This window comes from Lysinibacillus phoenicis (assembly GCF_047238325.1).
GTDB lineage: Bacteria > Bacillota > Bacilli > Bacillales_A > Planococcaceae > Lysinibacillus > Lysinibacillus irui.
Genome location: NZ_JBDFMP010000002.1, coordinates 300,568 through 316,950 on the forward strand (window position 1 = coordinate 300,568; position 16,383 = coordinate 316,950).

The 16,383-nt window shown below is 34.8% G+C and carries 19 protein-coding genes and 1 pseudogene; 18 read left to right on the forward strand and 2 right to left on the reverse strand.

The window, feature by feature from the left end; all coding sequences use genetic code 11:
- Nucleotides 1–355: 355 nt before the first annotated feature.
- Nucleotides 356–910 (forward strand): NADPH-dependent FMN reductase, encoded by a 555-nt coding sequence (locus ABC382_RS02670; RefSeq protein WP_274793316.1) that lies wholly within the window; start codon nt 356–358, stop codon nt 908–910.
- Between the two features lie 218 nt (nt 911–1,128).
- The gene (gene ycaC / locus ABC382_RS02675) at nt 1,129–1,773 is read left to right on the forward strand and encodes an isochorismate family cysteine hydrolase YcaC (protein WP_312506421.1); all 645 of its coding nucleotides are present in this window, start codon (nt 1,129–1,131) and stop codon (nt 1,771–1,773) included.
- A gap of 468 nt (nt 1,774–2,241) precedes the next feature.
- Here ycaC and ABC382_RS02680 read toward each other — a convergent pair whose 3' ends face one another.
- Together ABC382_RS02680 and ABC382_RS02685 are read right to left on the reverse strand one after the other, a co-directional pair.
- The gene (locus tag ABC382_RS02680; RefSeq protein ID WP_322610674.1) at nt 2,242–3,717 is read right to left on the reverse strand and encodes an MDR family MFS transporter; all 1,476 of its coding nucleotides are present in this window, start codon (nt 3,715–3,717) and stop codon (nt 2,242–2,244) included.
- 80 nt (nt 3,718–3,797) lie between these two features.
- Nucleotides 3,798–4,166, reverse strand: coding sequence for a DoxX family protein (locus ABC382_RS02685; RefSeq protein ID WP_312506420.1), 369 nt, complete (start codon nt 4,164–4,166; stop codon nt 3,798–3,800).
- A 150-nt stretch (nt 4,167–4,316) separates the two neighbouring features.
- Here ABC382_RS02685 and ABC382_RS02690 point away from each other — a divergent pair, with 150 nt between their 5' ends.
- From ABC382_RS02690 to ABC382_RS02765, 16 genes and pseudogenes are all read left to right on the forward strand, one after another.
- Nucleotides 4,317–4,790, forward strand: coding sequence for a MarR family winged helix-turn-helix transcriptional regulator (locus ABC382_RS02690; protein ID WP_274793311.1), 474 nt, complete (start codon nt 4,317–4,319; stop codon nt 4,788–4,790).
- Between the two features lie 201 nt (nt 4,791–4,991).
- Nucleotides 4,992–5,258 (forward strand): hypothetical protein, encoded by a 267-nt coding sequence (locus tag ABC382_RS02695; RefSeq protein ID WP_322610675.1) that lies wholly within the window; start codon nt 4,992–4,994, stop codon nt 5,256–5,258.
- 153 nt (nt 5,259–5,411) lie between these two features.
- A complete protein-coding gene (locus ABC382_RS02700) occupies nt 5,412–5,918 on the forward strand; it encodes a GNAT family N-acetyltransferase (protein WP_322610676.1) in 507 nt (168 codons plus the stop codon).
- A gap of 253 nt (nt 5,919–6,171) precedes the next feature.
- Nucleotides 6,172–6,729, forward strand: a complete 558-nt coding sequence (locus ABC382_RS02705; RefSeq protein WP_274793308.1) for a TetR/AcrR family transcriptional regulator — start codon at nt 6,172–6,174, stop codon at nt 6,727–6,729.
- A 14-nt stretch (nt 6,730–6,743) separates the two neighbouring features.
- Nucleotides 6,744–7,106 (forward strand): DMT family transporter, encoded by a 363-nt coding sequence (locus ABC382_RS02710; protein WP_312506417.1) that lies wholly within the window; start codon nt 6,744–6,746, stop codon nt 7,104–7,106.
- Entirely contained in the window at nt 7,103–7,510 is a 408-nt protein-coding gene (locus ABC382_RS02715) for a YvaD family protein (protein ID WP_322610677.1), read from the forward strand. Before ABC382_RS02710 ends, ABC382_RS02715 begins: the two co-directional genes overlap by 4 nt.
- A 338-nt stretch (nt 7,511–7,848) precedes the next feature.
- Nucleotides 7,849–8,343, forward strand: coding sequence for a hypothetical protein (locus tag ABC382_RS02720; RefSeq protein WP_322610678.1), 495 nt, complete (start codon nt 7,849–7,851; stop codon nt 8,341–8,343).
- 259 nt (nt 8,344–8,602) lie between these two features.
- Nucleotides 8,603–9,406, forward strand: coding sequence for a nucleotidyltransferase (locus tag ABC382_RS02725; protein ID WP_412926553.1), 804 nt, complete (start codon nt 8,603–8,605; stop codon nt 9,404–9,406).
- Between the two features lie 284 nt (nt 9,407–9,690).
- On the forward strand, nt 9,691–9,930 hold the full coding sequence (locus ABC382_RS02730) for a DUF3953 domain-containing protein (RefSeq protein WP_274793303.1): 240 nt from the start codon (nt 9,691–9,693) through the stop codon (nt 9,928–9,930).
- A gap of 324 nt (nt 9,931–10,254) precedes the next feature.
- A complete protein-coding gene (locus ABC382_RS02735; RefSeq protein ID WP_274793302.1) occupies nt 10,255–10,572 on the forward strand; it encodes a hypothetical protein in 318 nt (105 codons plus the stop codon).
- Between the two features lie 12 nt (nt 10,573–10,584).
- Nucleotides 10,585–10,974 carry a helix-turn-helix domain-containing protein gene (locus ABC382_RS02740; RefSeq protein ID WP_322610681.1) on the forward strand — a complete coding sequence of 130 codons (390 nt, stop codon included), beginning with the start codon at nt 10,585–10,587 and terminating at the stop codon, nt 10,972–10,974.
- Nucleotides 10,975–11,114: 140 nt separating this feature from the next.
- Nucleotides 11,115–11,315 (forward strand): annotated as a pseudogene (locus ABC382_RS02745) (phage terminase small subunit-related protein); the annotation flags it as partial.
- Between the two features lie 1,341 nt (nt 11,316–12,656).
- A complete protein-coding gene (locus ABC382_RS02750; protein WP_004225136.1) occupies nt 12,657–13,082 on the forward strand; it encodes an acyl-CoA thioesterase in 426 nt (141 codons plus the stop codon).
- A gap of 11 nt (nt 13,083–13,093) precedes the next feature.
- Entirely contained in the window at nt 13,094–13,468 is a 375-nt protein-coding gene (locus ABC382_RS02755; protein ID WP_322610682.1) for a DUF423 domain-containing protein, read from the forward strand.
- Between the two features lie 164 nt (nt 13,469–13,632).
- Nucleotides 13,633–14,964: an SPFH domain-containing protein gene (locus ABC382_RS02760; RefSeq protein ID WP_412926554.1), complete on the forward strand. Its 1,332-nt coding sequence runs from the start codon at nt 13,633–13,635 to the stop codon at nt 14,962–14,964.
- Between the two features lie 14 nt (nt 14,965–14,978).
- Complete coding sequence (locus tag ABC382_RS02765; protein ID WP_322610684.1) at nt 14,979–16,082, forward strand: TFIIB-type zinc ribbon-containing protein; 1,104 nt, start codon at nt 14,979–14,981, stop codon at nt 16,080–16,082.
- Nucleotides 16,083–16,383: the final 301 nt, after the last annotated feature.

Here is a 16,383-nt window from a genome sequence, read left to right on the forward strand (position 1 = left end):
TAGTGGCTGTAGATATTCCTCAAAGGCTTGAATTGGATTCGCAAAGTTTAATATGACGGTTTTTGTTTTATTTTAGAGGGAAAGGGTAGAGGAGACAACATGTACTTCTTTTTTTATGGTATTTATATAAGTGGTTTAAATAATTTTGTTCCGTTCCATAATAAAAATACGGAAGTGTAATGACCATTGCATAAACCGCATGGCGACAAGTAGATACAATGTTTTTAGAAATGAAAGAACGGAGAGAATAACTATTACTTTTGATTTTAGTTTTCTGGAAAACTAATTTGGAGAGACAAAGAAAATATCTATGTCCATGACTCGCAAAAAACGTAAATAGGGAGGTAGAACTTTAATGATAAAAGTTGGTATTTTGGTTGGTAGTCTTCGGAAAGAATCTTTTTCAAAAAAACTTGCAATACATGTTGCATCTTTATTCCCTGAAGGATATAAAACAGAATTTGTCGAAATAGGAAATTTACCTTTTTATAATCAGGATTTTGATGATGAAGACAATGCACCTTCAGAATATACGGCTTTCCGTAACAAGATGAAGGAAATTGGGGCTGTTTTATTCGTAACTCCTGAATATAACCGTTCTATACCTGCAGTAATAAAGAATGCATTGGATGTGGGTTCTCGTCCTTATGGAGCAAATGTATGGGATGGCAAACCAGCAGCAATTATCAGCCAATCACCTGGTAGATTGAGTGGATTTGGTGCTAATCATCATTTACGTCAACCTTTAGTATTCTTAAATATGCCAATACTACAACAACCTGAAGCTTATATTGGAAATGTGGCTGATTTACTAGATGAAAACGGTAATGTGAAAGATGAAAGAACGGTTAAATTTTTACAAACCTTCATTGATGCATTCGTAGATTTAATTAAAAAACATAGCAAATAAAAAATAAGGCAACGGAATCCCTTCCTATGCCTTATTTTATTGTTTTCAGAAGAAAGCAACATCATTTCTAAAGTAAATTGCTTACGTCTCCAATAAAATATACATACTAATAGTTGAGAAATATATGAATACGTGTCTATACAATTGACCATATTAAGTCTGCAAATCAGGGTTCTACTAGCCTTTTGCAAGTTAAAATAAAGGAGGAAAGCAACAGAATGGCTGACTTGTATACACGTTTATCAAAAGATAATGCAGCCTTACTTTTAGTCGATCATCAGACAGGATTAATTTCTGGTTTAGTACGTGACTATGGGGTAGATGAATTTAAAAACAACGTCCTCGCACTTGCACATACCGCGAAGTTTTTTAATTTACCTGTCATCTTGACCACAAGTTTTGAAAACGGACCAAATGGACCACTGATGCAAGGGCTTGTTGAGTTGTTTCCAGATGCGCCTAAGATTCCACGCCCTGGACAGATCAACGCCTGGGATAATGAGGATTTTGTCAATGCAGTTAAAATGACTGGGAAAAAGCAATTGATTATTGCGGGTGTTGTAACAGATGTTTGTGTTGCTTTTCCTGCATTATCAGCGCTTAACGCAGGCTATGAAGTATTTGTCGTAACGGATGCGTCAGGAACTTTCAGTAAACAAGTTGCAGATGCGGCATTAATGCGTATGGCCCATAGTGGCGTACAACTGATGAACTGGTTTAGTATTGCCAGTGAATTGCAAAGAGATTGGCGAAACGACATCGAAGGTTTTGGTGCTTTACTTGCAAGCCAATTACCTGGCTATCAAAATGTTATCGGAAGCTATGAAGGAGCTCAAAAAGATTACATTAACCAGAAAAGATAAAAGGGAATTACAAAGAAACGCGAATTCACTACAACTCCGCGTTTCTACTCCCTACATGATTTACCTAATTATTGGATATCGATGTAAGTGTTAATATCAAGTTTGTATAGATTCTGCTTTTATCACGAAAAAAATTATTGATTACATACTTCAAAATTTTAGAGAATCTGTTCGGAGACCGAATGGTGGATAACCAAACAAAAAATTTAAACAATGTATCAATGATGTTTCTCTAACTGTTTGGTAAAATGAGCATCAATTTCAAGGGGGACACACAAGATTTTATAAAATGGATTGGCATGATTACTAAATACAGATAGTGGTCAAATTTTACAGGGATGACTAACGGAGCAGAAGATCAATTCATCTGTTAGAGCAGTTGATGACGTTGATAAAACGTAAATATTTCCAAAGCGCATACCCCACATCCTGTTTTGGATGGGGGTAAAATATAGTTTATTGTCTTATCTAATGTCCTATTCTCATTTTTGCATTAGCTTCTTTTGTTTCATCATCTTCAGCATGTTCCGACTGTTGTTTTGGTCTACCAAGGATTGTTCCTAAAAGCACACCTGCTAATGCAATCCCAGCAGCTAGAAGGAATGTGTCACCATAGGCAGAAAAGGTAGCTTCCATTGGGTCAGCTATTGTTGTCATATGAGTAGTAATTTTTGACGTTAGAAACCCAGTCATACCTGCTACTGCAAATGAAACCATTACTTGTTGGGCCGCTGTTGTTAATGGTGTGACGCGACTTACAAGATGTTTGGGAGCAGATTGAAGAACATGGGTATTAATTGCCATCATGGATAGTCCCATACCTGCTCCAATCATCACTAAACATGTAATGATAAATCCTGTAGTTGTGTCCATAGAAATTCGGGAAAGCATAACTAGCGCTGCGGTAATAATAGACAAGCCAGTTATAGCTAAAGGACGAGCACCTATTTTATCATATAAACGCCCTCCAATTGGCATCATAACACCCGATGAAAGAGCTTGTGGGAGAAGAATTAAACCAGTAGCTAATGCACCGTAACCTCTTACTGTTTGTAAAAATAACGGGACAATAACCATAACCCCAAATAATGCGATTTGAGAAATCCATGAAATCACAATTCCTTTTCTAAAGTCAGATGATCCAAAAACTCTCAGCTCTAGTAAAGGCTGCTTTTGACGAAGTTCAACAATTATGAATAGAATGAGAGCAACTCCACCTACAATTAATCCAGTAAGAGTTTCTATTGAAGTCCAGCTTTTGCCACCTTCACTCACTCCATAGGCTAGCATAGCGAATGCGATAGGCGCTAATAGAATCCCTAAATAATCAAGGGATGCAGCGGTCTTTCGTTCAACATTCGGTAAAAATTTCAATCCAACCAAAATTGCAATAATCCCGATTGGTAAATTAATAAGGAAAATCCAATGCCAAGTAACGTATTCAACTAGATATCCTGCTAGAACAGGTCCTAAAGCAGGTGCTAAAAGCATCGGAACCCCAAGTGCCCCCATTACAGACCCAATTTTATCCGAAGGAGCGAGTTGGAAAATAATAGTCATTCCTATTGGTGCTACCATTCCTCCCCCAAGTCCTTGAATAACACGATAGAGGATAAGCTGTTCAGGAGTTTGTGCAACAGAGCAGAGAACGGATCCAATTGTAAAAAAGGTAATTGTAATTAAAAATATCTTTTTTGCTCCAAATCGGTCCGTCATCCAACCGGCTAAAGGAATGACAGCTGATAAAGCGAGCGTATAACCTGTTAAGGACCATTGCATGGTCGAAACATCAGATTTAAAATCTGTCACTATGCCAGGCAAGGCAACATTCATCGCCGTACTATCAAGAATTACCATCATCATACCAACAATGACAGCTAATAAGGGGCCTATGATGGTTCTAATAGAGAATACTTCATTGTTATTTTCTGTTTTTACTGTCATACGATATAAATCTCCTTTTAGAGTGCAGATATACTGTTAATATCTTGATATCATAGGTGTATTATTAAGTATCGAACTTTTTAAGAAAACAGGTTCAGCATGTCAGATAAGTTAAAAATAGTAATGATAGTTGCCAGTATCGCCAGTATGAATGCTGGAATTGCCTGAGTGATAGAATCCTTTGCCCTAATATGCGTCATAACTCCACCAAGCATCGTAATCGCAAGCCATAAGCCAGCTAATGCTGTTACTCCAGGATTCCAAAAACCGATAATTAAACCAGCGGCCCCAATTAGTTGTACCAATCCAGTAATCACTCGGAACCATTGAGGTAGGTTAAGGTGCTCGAATGTTTCTACTTGCTGTTTATTACCAGATACCTTCATAAACCCAGTCAACAAGAACACTAAGGCTAGCAGGCTTTGAAGAATAATAGATATAATTAACAAGATAATCCCTCCAATATATTGTTTTTTTTTCACAATACCCTTCTATGGTACAATGATATTATAGGGTATTGAATTAGTGAGCTTACTCAATATAAGTTTGCTCAAAATGAGTTTGTGCGATTAATTTAAAACTGTCAAGGAGGAATTTTTATGACAAATCAACATTCTTCAAAAACATCTGCAGTAGAGGGTATTCATGCGTTAATTAAGACTTCTCATTATATCCAGAGAGAATTTGAAGCACATCTATCAAATCTTGACATGCCGTTTCAAATTTCAGGACCCAGACTTCGTGTTTTACTTGCTGTTTCTGAAGTAGAGAAAATACGAATGAGCGAGTTAGCAGCCAAATTAGGGGTTAAGGCCCGAACAGTTACTGACTTTGTAGATGCGTTGGAACAGGATGGACTTCTTGTCCGGATGCCTGATCCAATAGACCGACGAGCTACTTTGATACAATTAACTGACAATGCACAAATGCAAATTAAAAAAGTACGATTGCTTGAAGAAGAGGCAGCAGATATTTTATTAAAGAATCTGACTCAAGAGCAGCGACAACAACTTATTGAACTACTATCCAAACTTACAAATTATAATGAAGTTCAATGTTCATTAGATGACTGACTTAAAAGAACCGATTCCCCTTGAGACAAGGAAAATCGGTTTTTTATATATTAATAAATACAAGGACCATATGAATCCTATAGTCATGTTTAATGTTAATGCTTCAATGGGACATGATATTGGAGTTAAAAAAATTCTCTGAACGAGTAAAATGGAATAAGGTTTTTTATTTGAACAATAGGGATTTAGAGGTGATCAGTGATGACACTTAAATGGTTATGGATATTGGTTATTGCGTTTAGCGTCCTAGAATGGATTTCAATCCCATTCATAGGAGTATTTTCAGGAAAACTATATCGATTAGTTGATGGTATATTAATAATAGCTTTTATTATTTACCCATTATTTTTCAGTACTTCTCTTTTACTATTACAAAAGGGAATTAAAAAAATTGGTGCAGTGATTTTGCTTATTCCATTAATCGTGTATGCCCCCTTGCTAATAGGTCTTCACCCGTTGCTTAAATAATGTATTACTATTGAACTAACGGATGATTTAGGTTAAGAAGAAAATATGCTAATGATCTTTCACAATCGGGCGCTTTTCTGAAATAAGAAAGCATCTTTCTTCATGCAAAGGGCCATTTTGTGGCAAAAAAATTAACTGCAAAGGATGGATATTATGAAGATAATCGAGACGGAACGATTATACCTTAGAGAGTTAAAAATGGACGATTGTAACGAATTATCAAAAGTGCTTTCTGACCCAGAGTCTATGCAATATTACCCTCATCCATTTACCCAAGAAGAGGTTAAAAATTGGATCAAATGGAATGAGAAAAATTATAAGCAATATAAGCACGGTCTATGGGCAATTGTTTTAAAAGAAGGGGATACATTTATCGGTGATTGTGGAATAACAATGCAGAACATCGATGGTGTAAGGTTACCTGAAATTGGGTTTCACATTATTAAAGAGTATTGGAATAAGGGATATGCCACAGAAGCAGCGTCTGCTTGTAAGGAATATGCATTTAATGTTCTTGGCTATTCTGAAATATTTTCATATACGACCTTAAAAAATATTCCATCACAAAAAGTTGCGGAAAAAATCGGGATGGAAACTTATAAATTTTTTGAGAAGAATGGTGAACAACAAATCGTTCAAGTTGCATACAAAAGCTTATGAATAGTTAGTATCCCATTAGCTATTATGCCAGAATAGGGCGATTCCTGAATGAGAAGTTCATTTTGGAGTCTTTGGAGTTAAACTTAAAATTTGATTAAGATACTCATGTAGAAATGGGGTGTCTTTTTTTAGTATTTTATTCGTTAGATAAAAGGTTTAGTAAAATGCTAGTTGTATAGATGATATTAAATATTGTAAAATGATGATGGTACTATAAAAACCGAATCAGTACCAAAAGTTCAGGGGGCGGATTATGAAACAAAGAATCTTAACAGAAACAATTCACCAAATTCAAACGAAGGGGTTTACATTTACAATTAGTGACTTAGCAAAACAATTAGCTGTGAGTAAGAGGACAATCTATGAGTACTTCTCTTCAAAGGATGAGATAGTAGATGAAGTTATTCGTAATGTAATAGAAAGTATTCAAGAAAAGGAAAAACATATTGCTGAAGATGATACGTTACAAACAGTTGAAAAAATAAGACGCATCTTAATTTGTATTCCACAACAATTTATATTCATAGATGCACATTTATTAGTAGAACTAAAAAAACACCATTATAATCAATGGTTGAAATTAGATCAGTTTTTACGTGAAGGTTGGTCTACTGTAATCCGATTAATAGAAGAGGGAATGAGAGAAGGGAATATTAGACAAATTAATATTCCGTTTTTTATTGAAGTATATTTAGGTTCACTCAATCGCATATATGATCCTTTGTTTATTGAAAAGAGTAATTATACATTGAAGAGTATGCTCGAATCTATTATGGACATGTTGCTGTATGGAATTGCTATTTCCAAATAGAAGGAGGGAGAATAATGCAGTGGATTTATTTAGGCTTAGCGATTTTATTTGAAGTAGCCGGTACAACTGCGATGAAGCTATCTGATGGACTGACGAAACTCGTCCCAAGTATTCTTATTTTTGTGTTTTATATCGTATGTTTTTCATTTTTGTCATTTGCATTAAAGGGGATGGAGATGTCCGTTGCCTATGCGGTTTGGTCAGGTATGGGAATTGTTACGATTACAATAATTGGTTTCTTTTATTTTGGAGAAAGTATCAATGTAATTAAGATACTAGCGATTCTTTTTATTTTAATTGGAGTCGTTATCTTAAATTTTAATAGTTCGGCACATGAAGAGAAAAACAAAGAGATGGTGGAGGAACGTGTAAATTGAACCGTTTAAAATATTTTTTCCTTATTACTGATATTGGGTTTATTATATATTGGTTCATAACAATTTTTCATATGATTCCACAAGAATATTTGTTTAAAGATTATCAAAATCCTATTTTAGTTGCATGGAACTGGTCTTTTCTACCTTTAGATTTGTTAATCTCGTTGACTGGATTTTTAAGCTTGTACTTGTACTCGAAACAAAAACATATTTGGAAACAATTTGCTTTTTTATCATTAATTTTAACTTTTTGTTCAGGGTTACAAGCTTTAGCATTTTGGACAATCCGTTTAGATTTCGATATTTCTTGGTGGATTCCTAATTTATATTTATTAGTTTATCCATGCTTTTTCTTTAAAAGTATTTGGAGAGAGTGTAGATCGTATGAGACTAACACGAGATAATTGGGTAATTCAATAGGTATAATCGTAATTTGTTATATATTAATTTAACTTTTAATTGGATAACCAACATAATTAAAATATTTTATCTAACAACGACCAGAGTTCAATTTGAACGTTAAGGAAGTTAGAACTTATTCAATTAACGTAGGTTTTAGTAAAATAACAGATATCCATTTTATAGCTTGTTCACCATTTCTATATTCAACAATCGGACACATTTCTTTTGTAAGGAATGTGTCTATCTTCATTTAAAGAACCCTGTTGAATTACATTCAATTTCAGAGAATTGGATATTTATGTTAAAATTTTATAGAAGTAATGTTTCAAAGGGGGATTTAATGAAGAAGTATATAAAAGGTTTAGTACCTTGGATTTATTTGATGTTGCCTTTCTTTGTACTATCTGGCTGCAATGCTCAAAAAGGTGGTAATAATTATTATTTATTATTGATGGGTGAAAGCGAAAGCTGGAATCTATGTTATGAAATTGTTATTACACCAGAAGACTTTAAAGCAGGACATGGGATTTTAAATATGAAAAACGTCAATGAGTATATTACAGATTCCTTCCACTTTGAAACGCATGTGGTTATAGATAGTGATGATTCAGTGGTTCATTCTGATTCAGCTACTGGTGAGATGAACATAGCAGAATATACAACTGGTGCTATTAAAGGGCCATACCTAAATAAAAACGGTGAATCTGTTACACTTAAGGATATAGATGAGATTTATGTGGTCGTTGAATGGTGGGATATTAGTAAGAACGAAAGTATGAAAGAAAGAATAGATTTATTTAACAAATCTACAAAAGAACAGTCATTCTTGAACTAATTAGATCTTCAACAATCGGGCGTTTTTCTTTCTTTCAAATGCCATAGATAATCAATAGTTTTATTGAATAAAAATCCGGTTTCCTATTTCATAGTACGGAAAAACTGGTTGAATTGGAACTCACAACTTAATAATATATTATGTTATACTCATACTGATTAAGAAATGGAAGGAGCATTATACATGTGTTGCTCATGCTGTCCAGTAGTTGACAAATCCCTTATCTGAAAAAGAAATGATTAGATAAGGAGATGGAGATATGTTAATTCAAAATAAAATTATTCAAAGTGTTAGAGATAAATGTATTGCAGATGAGTTTGTTTCAGCATGTATGATGTATGGGTCTTTTACAAAAGGTGAAGGAGATCAGTATTCTGATGTTGAGTTTTATATATTCATTGAAGATGATAAGATGGAGAAATTTAGCTCTAGACATTGGGTTTCTGAAGTTTATCCAATTCACTTGATCTTTTACAATGAGTTTGGAACAGAGGTAGTGATTTTTTCGAATATGATTCGTGGAGAATTCCATTTTCTTCCTGTCTCAAAAATAGAAATCATAAAAAGTTTTAAGCCTACAGGACTTTTTCCCGATCCTGAGTCTATGTATATTTATGATTCTACAGAGCAATTAAAGCCTTTACTAGATGATTTAGGTGGAGTTGGACCAGACAGAATGACTGATGAGAATGTTAACTTCGCTTTTAATAACTTCGTGAATGCTTGGTTGATGGGTGTAAATGTTATGAGAAGAGGAGAGTTAGCACGTTCTCTGGAGGCTTTAACCCTTGTGCAAAGGTATATACTACAATTAATAAGGGTAAAGGAAAATACGGTTGAACGATGGTTAAATAGTACAAAAAATTTAGAAGAAGATATAAGTACAGAGTCGTATAAAGATTATGTATCCATAACCTCAAAATTAAAAGAAAATGAGATAGAATTGGCTTATAAGAACGCGTTGAATATAGTTGAAGCTTTGAATGAAATGCTAGGTTCTCTCTATAAGGTTGATGTAGACAAAGATCTAATTAGTAAGCTATACAGCTATCTCAATGAATAAATGAAGTATGAAAATTTACTGTTTATAAGCAGATAATTTTTCGGCTAACAGACGCTTTTCAATAATACGGAAAGCGTCTTTATTCATGGTTTGGACCAAATTTGTGGATGAACGCGTAAAAAGGGATTAAACTATTAGTTCGGCCACTCAAGAACAATTCCGAGCACTAACTAATTGAATTTAAAATCACATTTTTTAACAAATATGGATGGTTATAAACATATGGTAATTATATCCATGTTATCTGTTGTATTGTATAATCAAACTACAATATTTAAAAGGTGATGATAAATTTGCTAACAATATTACAAATTCTTTTTTCAATCATAGTAGTATCACTCTCAACTTACTCAATTATCACAAGTGATTATCAGTTGAGTTTCCTAGTGTTATTCTTCTTAGGATTATTGATTTTAGTTCTTGGAATAAAAGAATTTCAAAGAGAGAGAAAAGTTTCTGGTTGGTTCCATATTGGGGTATTTTTATTTTCAGTATTTGTTTCAATTGAAATCTTCTTTAAATAAAGGAGTGGTTATCCTGTGAACTTCACCCACTTTCCATAATTTCAGTCAAACTTTGTTGATTTAGCAGATACTCTTACTCTAACAATTGAACAGAATCACGAAAAAAGGTTAATCGAAAAATTTAAGAAAGTCAAATTAACGCACCCTAATTGGGTGTTTTTATTTTGCCCTGAAAAGTGAGTATCAAGCAGTTTCCTCCCCCTTTGACTGCTAGGGCAAACGGTACTTACTTTTGAGAGTGAAAATAAATTGTTTATTATCTATTGACATGGAGTCAACTCCATCTTTTAAGATGAATGAAATAAAAAGAATGGAGTGATGGGAATGGTAATTGTCACAAATATATTAATTGGTTTATACGCAGTTTTAATAGGAATAGCAGGGCTAAAAAAATGGAAAGAAATCGGATTCCAAGTACAAACGTTTTTGTTTATTACCGTATCAATTAGTATTCTTTTAATATTATTTATACCAAACAAAAACTGGATGTTTATGCTGTTGATACTTGCATTTATTCTGTTACATATATTAGCAGTTACTGAAGGGCTATTAACAAATGGACGGATTAAGTATAGCCATCATATCGTTCGCTTTATATTCCATTGTATAATGGCCCTAATGGTTTATAAATATATAATCTAGAAGGTGATAATTATGAAAATTTCCGAATTTGCAGTATGTACAGGCCTTAGTAAAGATACTATCCGGTATTACGAAAAAATGGATTTATTGCATCCAGAAATTAAAAATAAGCAGCGTCAATATAATAAGAAAGACATTGATATAGTTGAAACAATCCTTAAACTTAAACAAAGTGGATTTTCACTCCAAGAAATCAAAATCCTTTTTGAATGGTCGGGAAATACTGATAAAAATAAAAAACTCACAAAAAAAGAAATACAAAATCTTCTTGAGATAAAAGTTTTATTCCAGGAAAAGTATGAGCAGATGTTACAAAAAGAACATCAGATTAAACAAATAAAACAAGTATTACTAAATACTGATAACAAAATAAATCAGCTATTAGAGAAAAATAAAAGATAAATTTTTTTAGACATAACGATGTGTCGTATAGAAATTTGTTTTAATTTCTAAGCAACTAGCATAATGGGGTGATTACATAACAAACAAATGATGGAGGTGGTAGTGAGTGTATGAGATATGGCTAGACCAGAAATCCGAAATGTTATAAAGCGTTTCAAATGTGGCTTGAAAGCAAAGGGCAAATGTTCCTAAAGGATATTGCAGAACAACTAGAATTACTCGATTCGCAAATACGTAAGTGGAAGAACCAAGATAAATGGGATGTCCATATGAAAGGTAACGTTACTAAACGAAATAACGCAAAGAGCCATGGCACACCAAGCAAAATCAGAAAAGGATGATGATGTAATGCGATTTACTAATGAAACATTTAAAGCTGCAGTTCGAGGATTGCCTCAAACAAGCAGTAGACAAAAAGCTTATTGATAAATCTCATATTAACGGTGAGTAGCATTTAACAACAAAGGCCCGTTACCTTTAATTGGTAAGACTTTTTTATACTTATGCGATGGTACAATATGGGTATTCTAGGGAATTTAAGGGTGTGAATTTATGAAATGTAAACATTTCTTATATATTATTTTAAGTTTGAGTATATTGAATGGATGTAGCAGACATGATGAGTTAGAAAAATGAAAAGAAAACGTTTCTAAAGAAGGCGTAACCCTATTAGCTAAGTATGAAAATTTAACAAAAAAGTCGCAAGAAGCATTAATAGTGAACTTAGATGACAATAATATAGATTATGTAATTGATAATCTAGGATCTGTATTTGTAAGTACAAAAGATATGGATAAAGCCGTTTCGTGTTGTAAGCAATAACAATAATAGATAAAATACAAACCAAAATAAAGACTAAGATAGCTTAATTGTTGTCTTGGTCTTTTTTTATTTCCAAAAATCAACTACTGATAAAACAAAAACTTACGTTCTATTATCGATGCAAATGTTCTTGAAGGGGGTGGTTAAAATGGCAACTAAAGCAAACACCTACTAAATGAAAGAACCTAAACACTTCGATCGTGATTCAAACGCTAAAAAACACAAGTTGTAAATTTGATTTTTAACTACTTAAAGGCGATAAATCATAATACGAAACAATAATTCTACAAAATTCAATTTAACTTTCAATAAAGCATAACCCCGTCTAAGTTAGGGCGGGGTTTCTTTACACAAAAATAACAACAAATTCTTTTAACATCTAAGTTCTAATATTCGGATGTTTCTTTGAAAATACTATATGGATTTCCTACTTCAGAGGATATATTAAAAACCAATAATGAAGTATTAGCAACTAAAATATAGGAATTCTGTAATTCTTGTTCTTTATAATGGGCAAAAAAACAGGATGAAAAGCTAATGACTGAAACAGCTCAAAGCCCTTTTCAGTAGGCTTTATGCCCTAAGCTTAGATATATATAGTAATATGCTTTTTGAATATAAAAAACATCTATCCATGCTTGAAAATGAGATAGATGCTTTATCAAAAAAATATTGAAGAATCTAAGATTATCCGATCAATTCCCGGTATCGGGGGAATTAAAATTCATATTAGAAAAATCGATATTTATTTTAAATATTAAGAAAAGCATCCCTCTATTTTTCAATGTTCCAATTTCCTTAGAGCAAAAACCCCACCAAATCAACATTTTTACGCTATAATGTAGGACGAGGTGAAGAAAATGTTTGTGAGTGAGAAACAGATTGAAATACGGTATGCAGAGACCGACCAAATGGGTGTGGTGTACCATGCAAACTACATCATTTGGATGGAGATTGGACGCACACAGCTTGTAAGTGATGCGGGCTTTGAGTATGCCGCTTTAGAAAAAGATGGCTATGTATCACCAGTAATGGATTTATCTATTTCGTATAAGGCAGCGATGCATTATGGACAGGTGGCAACTGTGCGCACTTGGGTGGAAAAGCATGACCGTTTACGTACAACCTATGGCTATGAAATTTTACATGAGGATGGCACGGTAGCAGCCACTGCTCAATCCGTACATATTCTAGCGCATAAGGATACATTGCGTCCGGTATCATTAAGTAAAATTGATCCTGCTTGGGATGCCAAATATAAAGAAATTGCTGTTGAGGCAAAATAGGAGAGCAACGAATGGAAATGTTTTTAGCGTTAGGCGCGATTTTAGCGTGTCTAGGTGTTGTTTTAGGTGCTTTTGGTGCACATGCACTGAAGGATAAATTTGCATCACCTCATTATGCTGCCATTTGGGAAACGGCTGTGCAATATCATATGTACCATGCTTTAGGGATTATAGGGCTAGGGATTCTATCTAATGAGTCTCTTTTAGGAAGTACTAGCCTGCTTTCTTGGGCTGGATATCTTATGTTTACAGGGATTATTTTCTTCTCTGGTAGCTTATATGTGCTAGCAGTGACAGGTGTGAAAAAACTTGGTGCGATTACACCTATTGGTGGGATGTTATTTATTATAGCTTGGGTGCTTGTTGCGGTAGCAGCATTGGCTTAAAAGATGTAATGAAACGGGATAGTTCTTTATGATTCATATCATAGGAGCTTCTCGTTTTTTTACTCTTTCATACGATAAATGAAACAATTTGTTCGATAATGCGTATTACATAGTGTTTGTAGATGATAAAATAAGTTAAATATCAAGTTGAAGGTGGGAATAATATGGGTTTATTAAAAGCTGGCGTTGGCGCATTAACAGGTGTTTTAGAGGATCAATGGCGTGAATATTTTTATTGTGAGGGATTATCCGCAGATATCCTTGTAACAAAAGGAATGAAGCGTAATTCGAAACGTGGATCAAATAAAGGGAATGACAATATTATAAGCAATGGTTCGATTATTGCTATCAATGAAGGGCAGTGTATGATGATTGTAGAGCAGGGGAAAGTTGTAGAATTTTCTTCAGAAGCAGGGGAATATGTCTATGACACATCAACAGAACCTTCGATTATGTATGGCACAGACTTATCTCAGGGAATAATGGAAACGTTCAAGCAGATAGGTAAGCGTTTCACATTTGGAGGAGAGCCTGCGAAAGATCAGCGAGTTTATTATTTTAATAAGAAAGAAATTGTTGGAAATAAATATGGAACCCCTGCACCGATTCCCTTCCGTGTGATTGATCGCAATATTGGCTTAGATATTGACATCGCAATTCGCTGTCATGGGGAATATTCGTATAAAATTATTGATCCATTATTATTCTATACAAATGTTTGTGGTAATGTGGAACGTGAATTTACACGAGATACGATTGATAGCCAGTTAAAATCAGAATTAATGACGGCATTACAGCCAGCCTTTGCGCAAATCTCTGCAAGTGGTGTTCGTTATAGTGAAATACCGGCTCATACTGTTGCGTTAGCAGAGGCACTCAATAAAGTGTTATCTGAAAAATGGCTTGCCACACGTGGCTTAGCTGTTGTGTCATTTGGGATTAGTACACTGAAAGCTTCTGAAGAAGATGAAGCAATGATTAAACAACTTCAGCGTAATGCTGTGATGCGAGATCCAGGAATGGCGGCTGCTCATTTAACAGGGGCACAGGCAGATGCGATGATTGCGGCTGCTAACAATGATGGGGGAGCTATGGCAGGATTTATGGGCATGAACATGGCTACACAGGCTGGTGGCGTTAATGCTAGTCAACTCTATCAAATGAATGAACAAAATAAGCAAGCCCAAATGGCTCAAGCTGCTATGCAAGAACAGACAGCGAAAGCACCTAGTGCATGGACATGTGCATGCGGTCATGAAAATACAGGGAAGTTCTGTTCAGATTGTGGTGCAGCAAAACCAGCTGATGAGGGTTGGACATGTACGTGTGGAGCGGTCAATAAAGGGAAATTCTGTAGTGAATGTGGGATGAAAAAACCAGCAGGTGCTTTACTTTATGCTTGTGATAAATGTGGTTGGACACCAGAAGATCCTTCAAATCCACCGAAGTTCTGTCCGGAATGTGGAGATGCTTTTGATGAGAATGATGTCAAGTAAGGAGATGATGGCCTATGTCAATGCAAGAGGTTGAAAATGCCAAACAAGTGAAGCTTGACTTTGATGCTGAATGTCCTTCCTGTAGTGCATCGATTGAGTTTAATCCTGCAACAGGAAAGCTAACTTGTCCTTATTGTGGCTTTGAAACGGCAATTGCTACGCCGGAGCAAGAAGAGGAAAAAGTTGCCCAGGAAATGGACTTCTTAAAAGCAGAGGAACGTGGGAATTTTAATTGGGGCGTGGAGAAAAAAACAGTCATTTGTAAAGCGTGTGCAGCCGAAACGATTTACGATGTCTTGCAGGTTGCTGACAGTTGCCCTTACTGTGGTTCCAATCAGGTTATGGAGGCTACTGCTGATAATACGTTAGCACCAAATGGTGTATGTGCTTTTGAAGTAACGGATAAGCAAGCAGGGGAACATTTTCAAAAATGGATCAAAGGCAGATGGTTTACACCGAAAGCTGCTAAAATTAGCGCAAAGCCTGATGCCTTTAAAGGGGTTTATCTTCCTTATTGGACATTCGACTCCAAAACAAGCTCTAGATATTCTGCAAGATATGGACGACATCGAACAGTTACTGATAAAGATGGGAAAACTCATACTGAAACAGATTGGTATTCGACTAGTGGCTTTTATCAGGAATTTATCGACGACCACTTAGTAAGTGCAACAACACGTTACGATCGTGATATGATGCGAAAAATTGAACCATTTAATCTTTTAAATAATAAGGCTTATAAACCAGAATATGTAGCTGGATTTTTGTCAGAGCGTTATAGTGTTGGCTTGCAGGATGGGTGGAATCAAGCTAAAAGTGAAATTCATGATCATCTTCACGCGCAAATTTCCTCCAAAATTCGTTGGGAAAATAATGCGGATGTTGTATCAAATCTGCGTTTTTCCACCAACCATGATGATATTACATACAAATATCTAATGTTACCGATTTGGCTGTCTTCTTTTCGTTATAAGGAAAAGGTTTATCGTTTTATGGTCAATGGACAAACTGGGCGAGTAGGTGGAGATGCCCCTATTTCACCACTTCGTGTAACGATAGCTGTTATCATATCATTAATGGTGATAGCAATGATTTGGTATTTCTTTATGTCGGAATAATGACTAGCAGCACTCCTTTTTGGAATGCTGCTTTTTTCATCGATCCATCTTTGCAAAATTGATGACATTTGCCAAAAACCATTAAATACGATAGGGACTCAGCCGCAAAATCAACATAAAATTGACTTAAAATACTAGGTGTATGACTGAATTATGTGGAATGAACGGGCTATTCCCCTGCATTGTCATGGCCGTTTTATTAGTATGTCGCATAAATTATAGTGAGAGAGCAGCCTTGAAACAATGACATGTAGGTTTGTGTGAGAGCATAGAAATGATAGAGTAAAAATGCAGCCTCCTA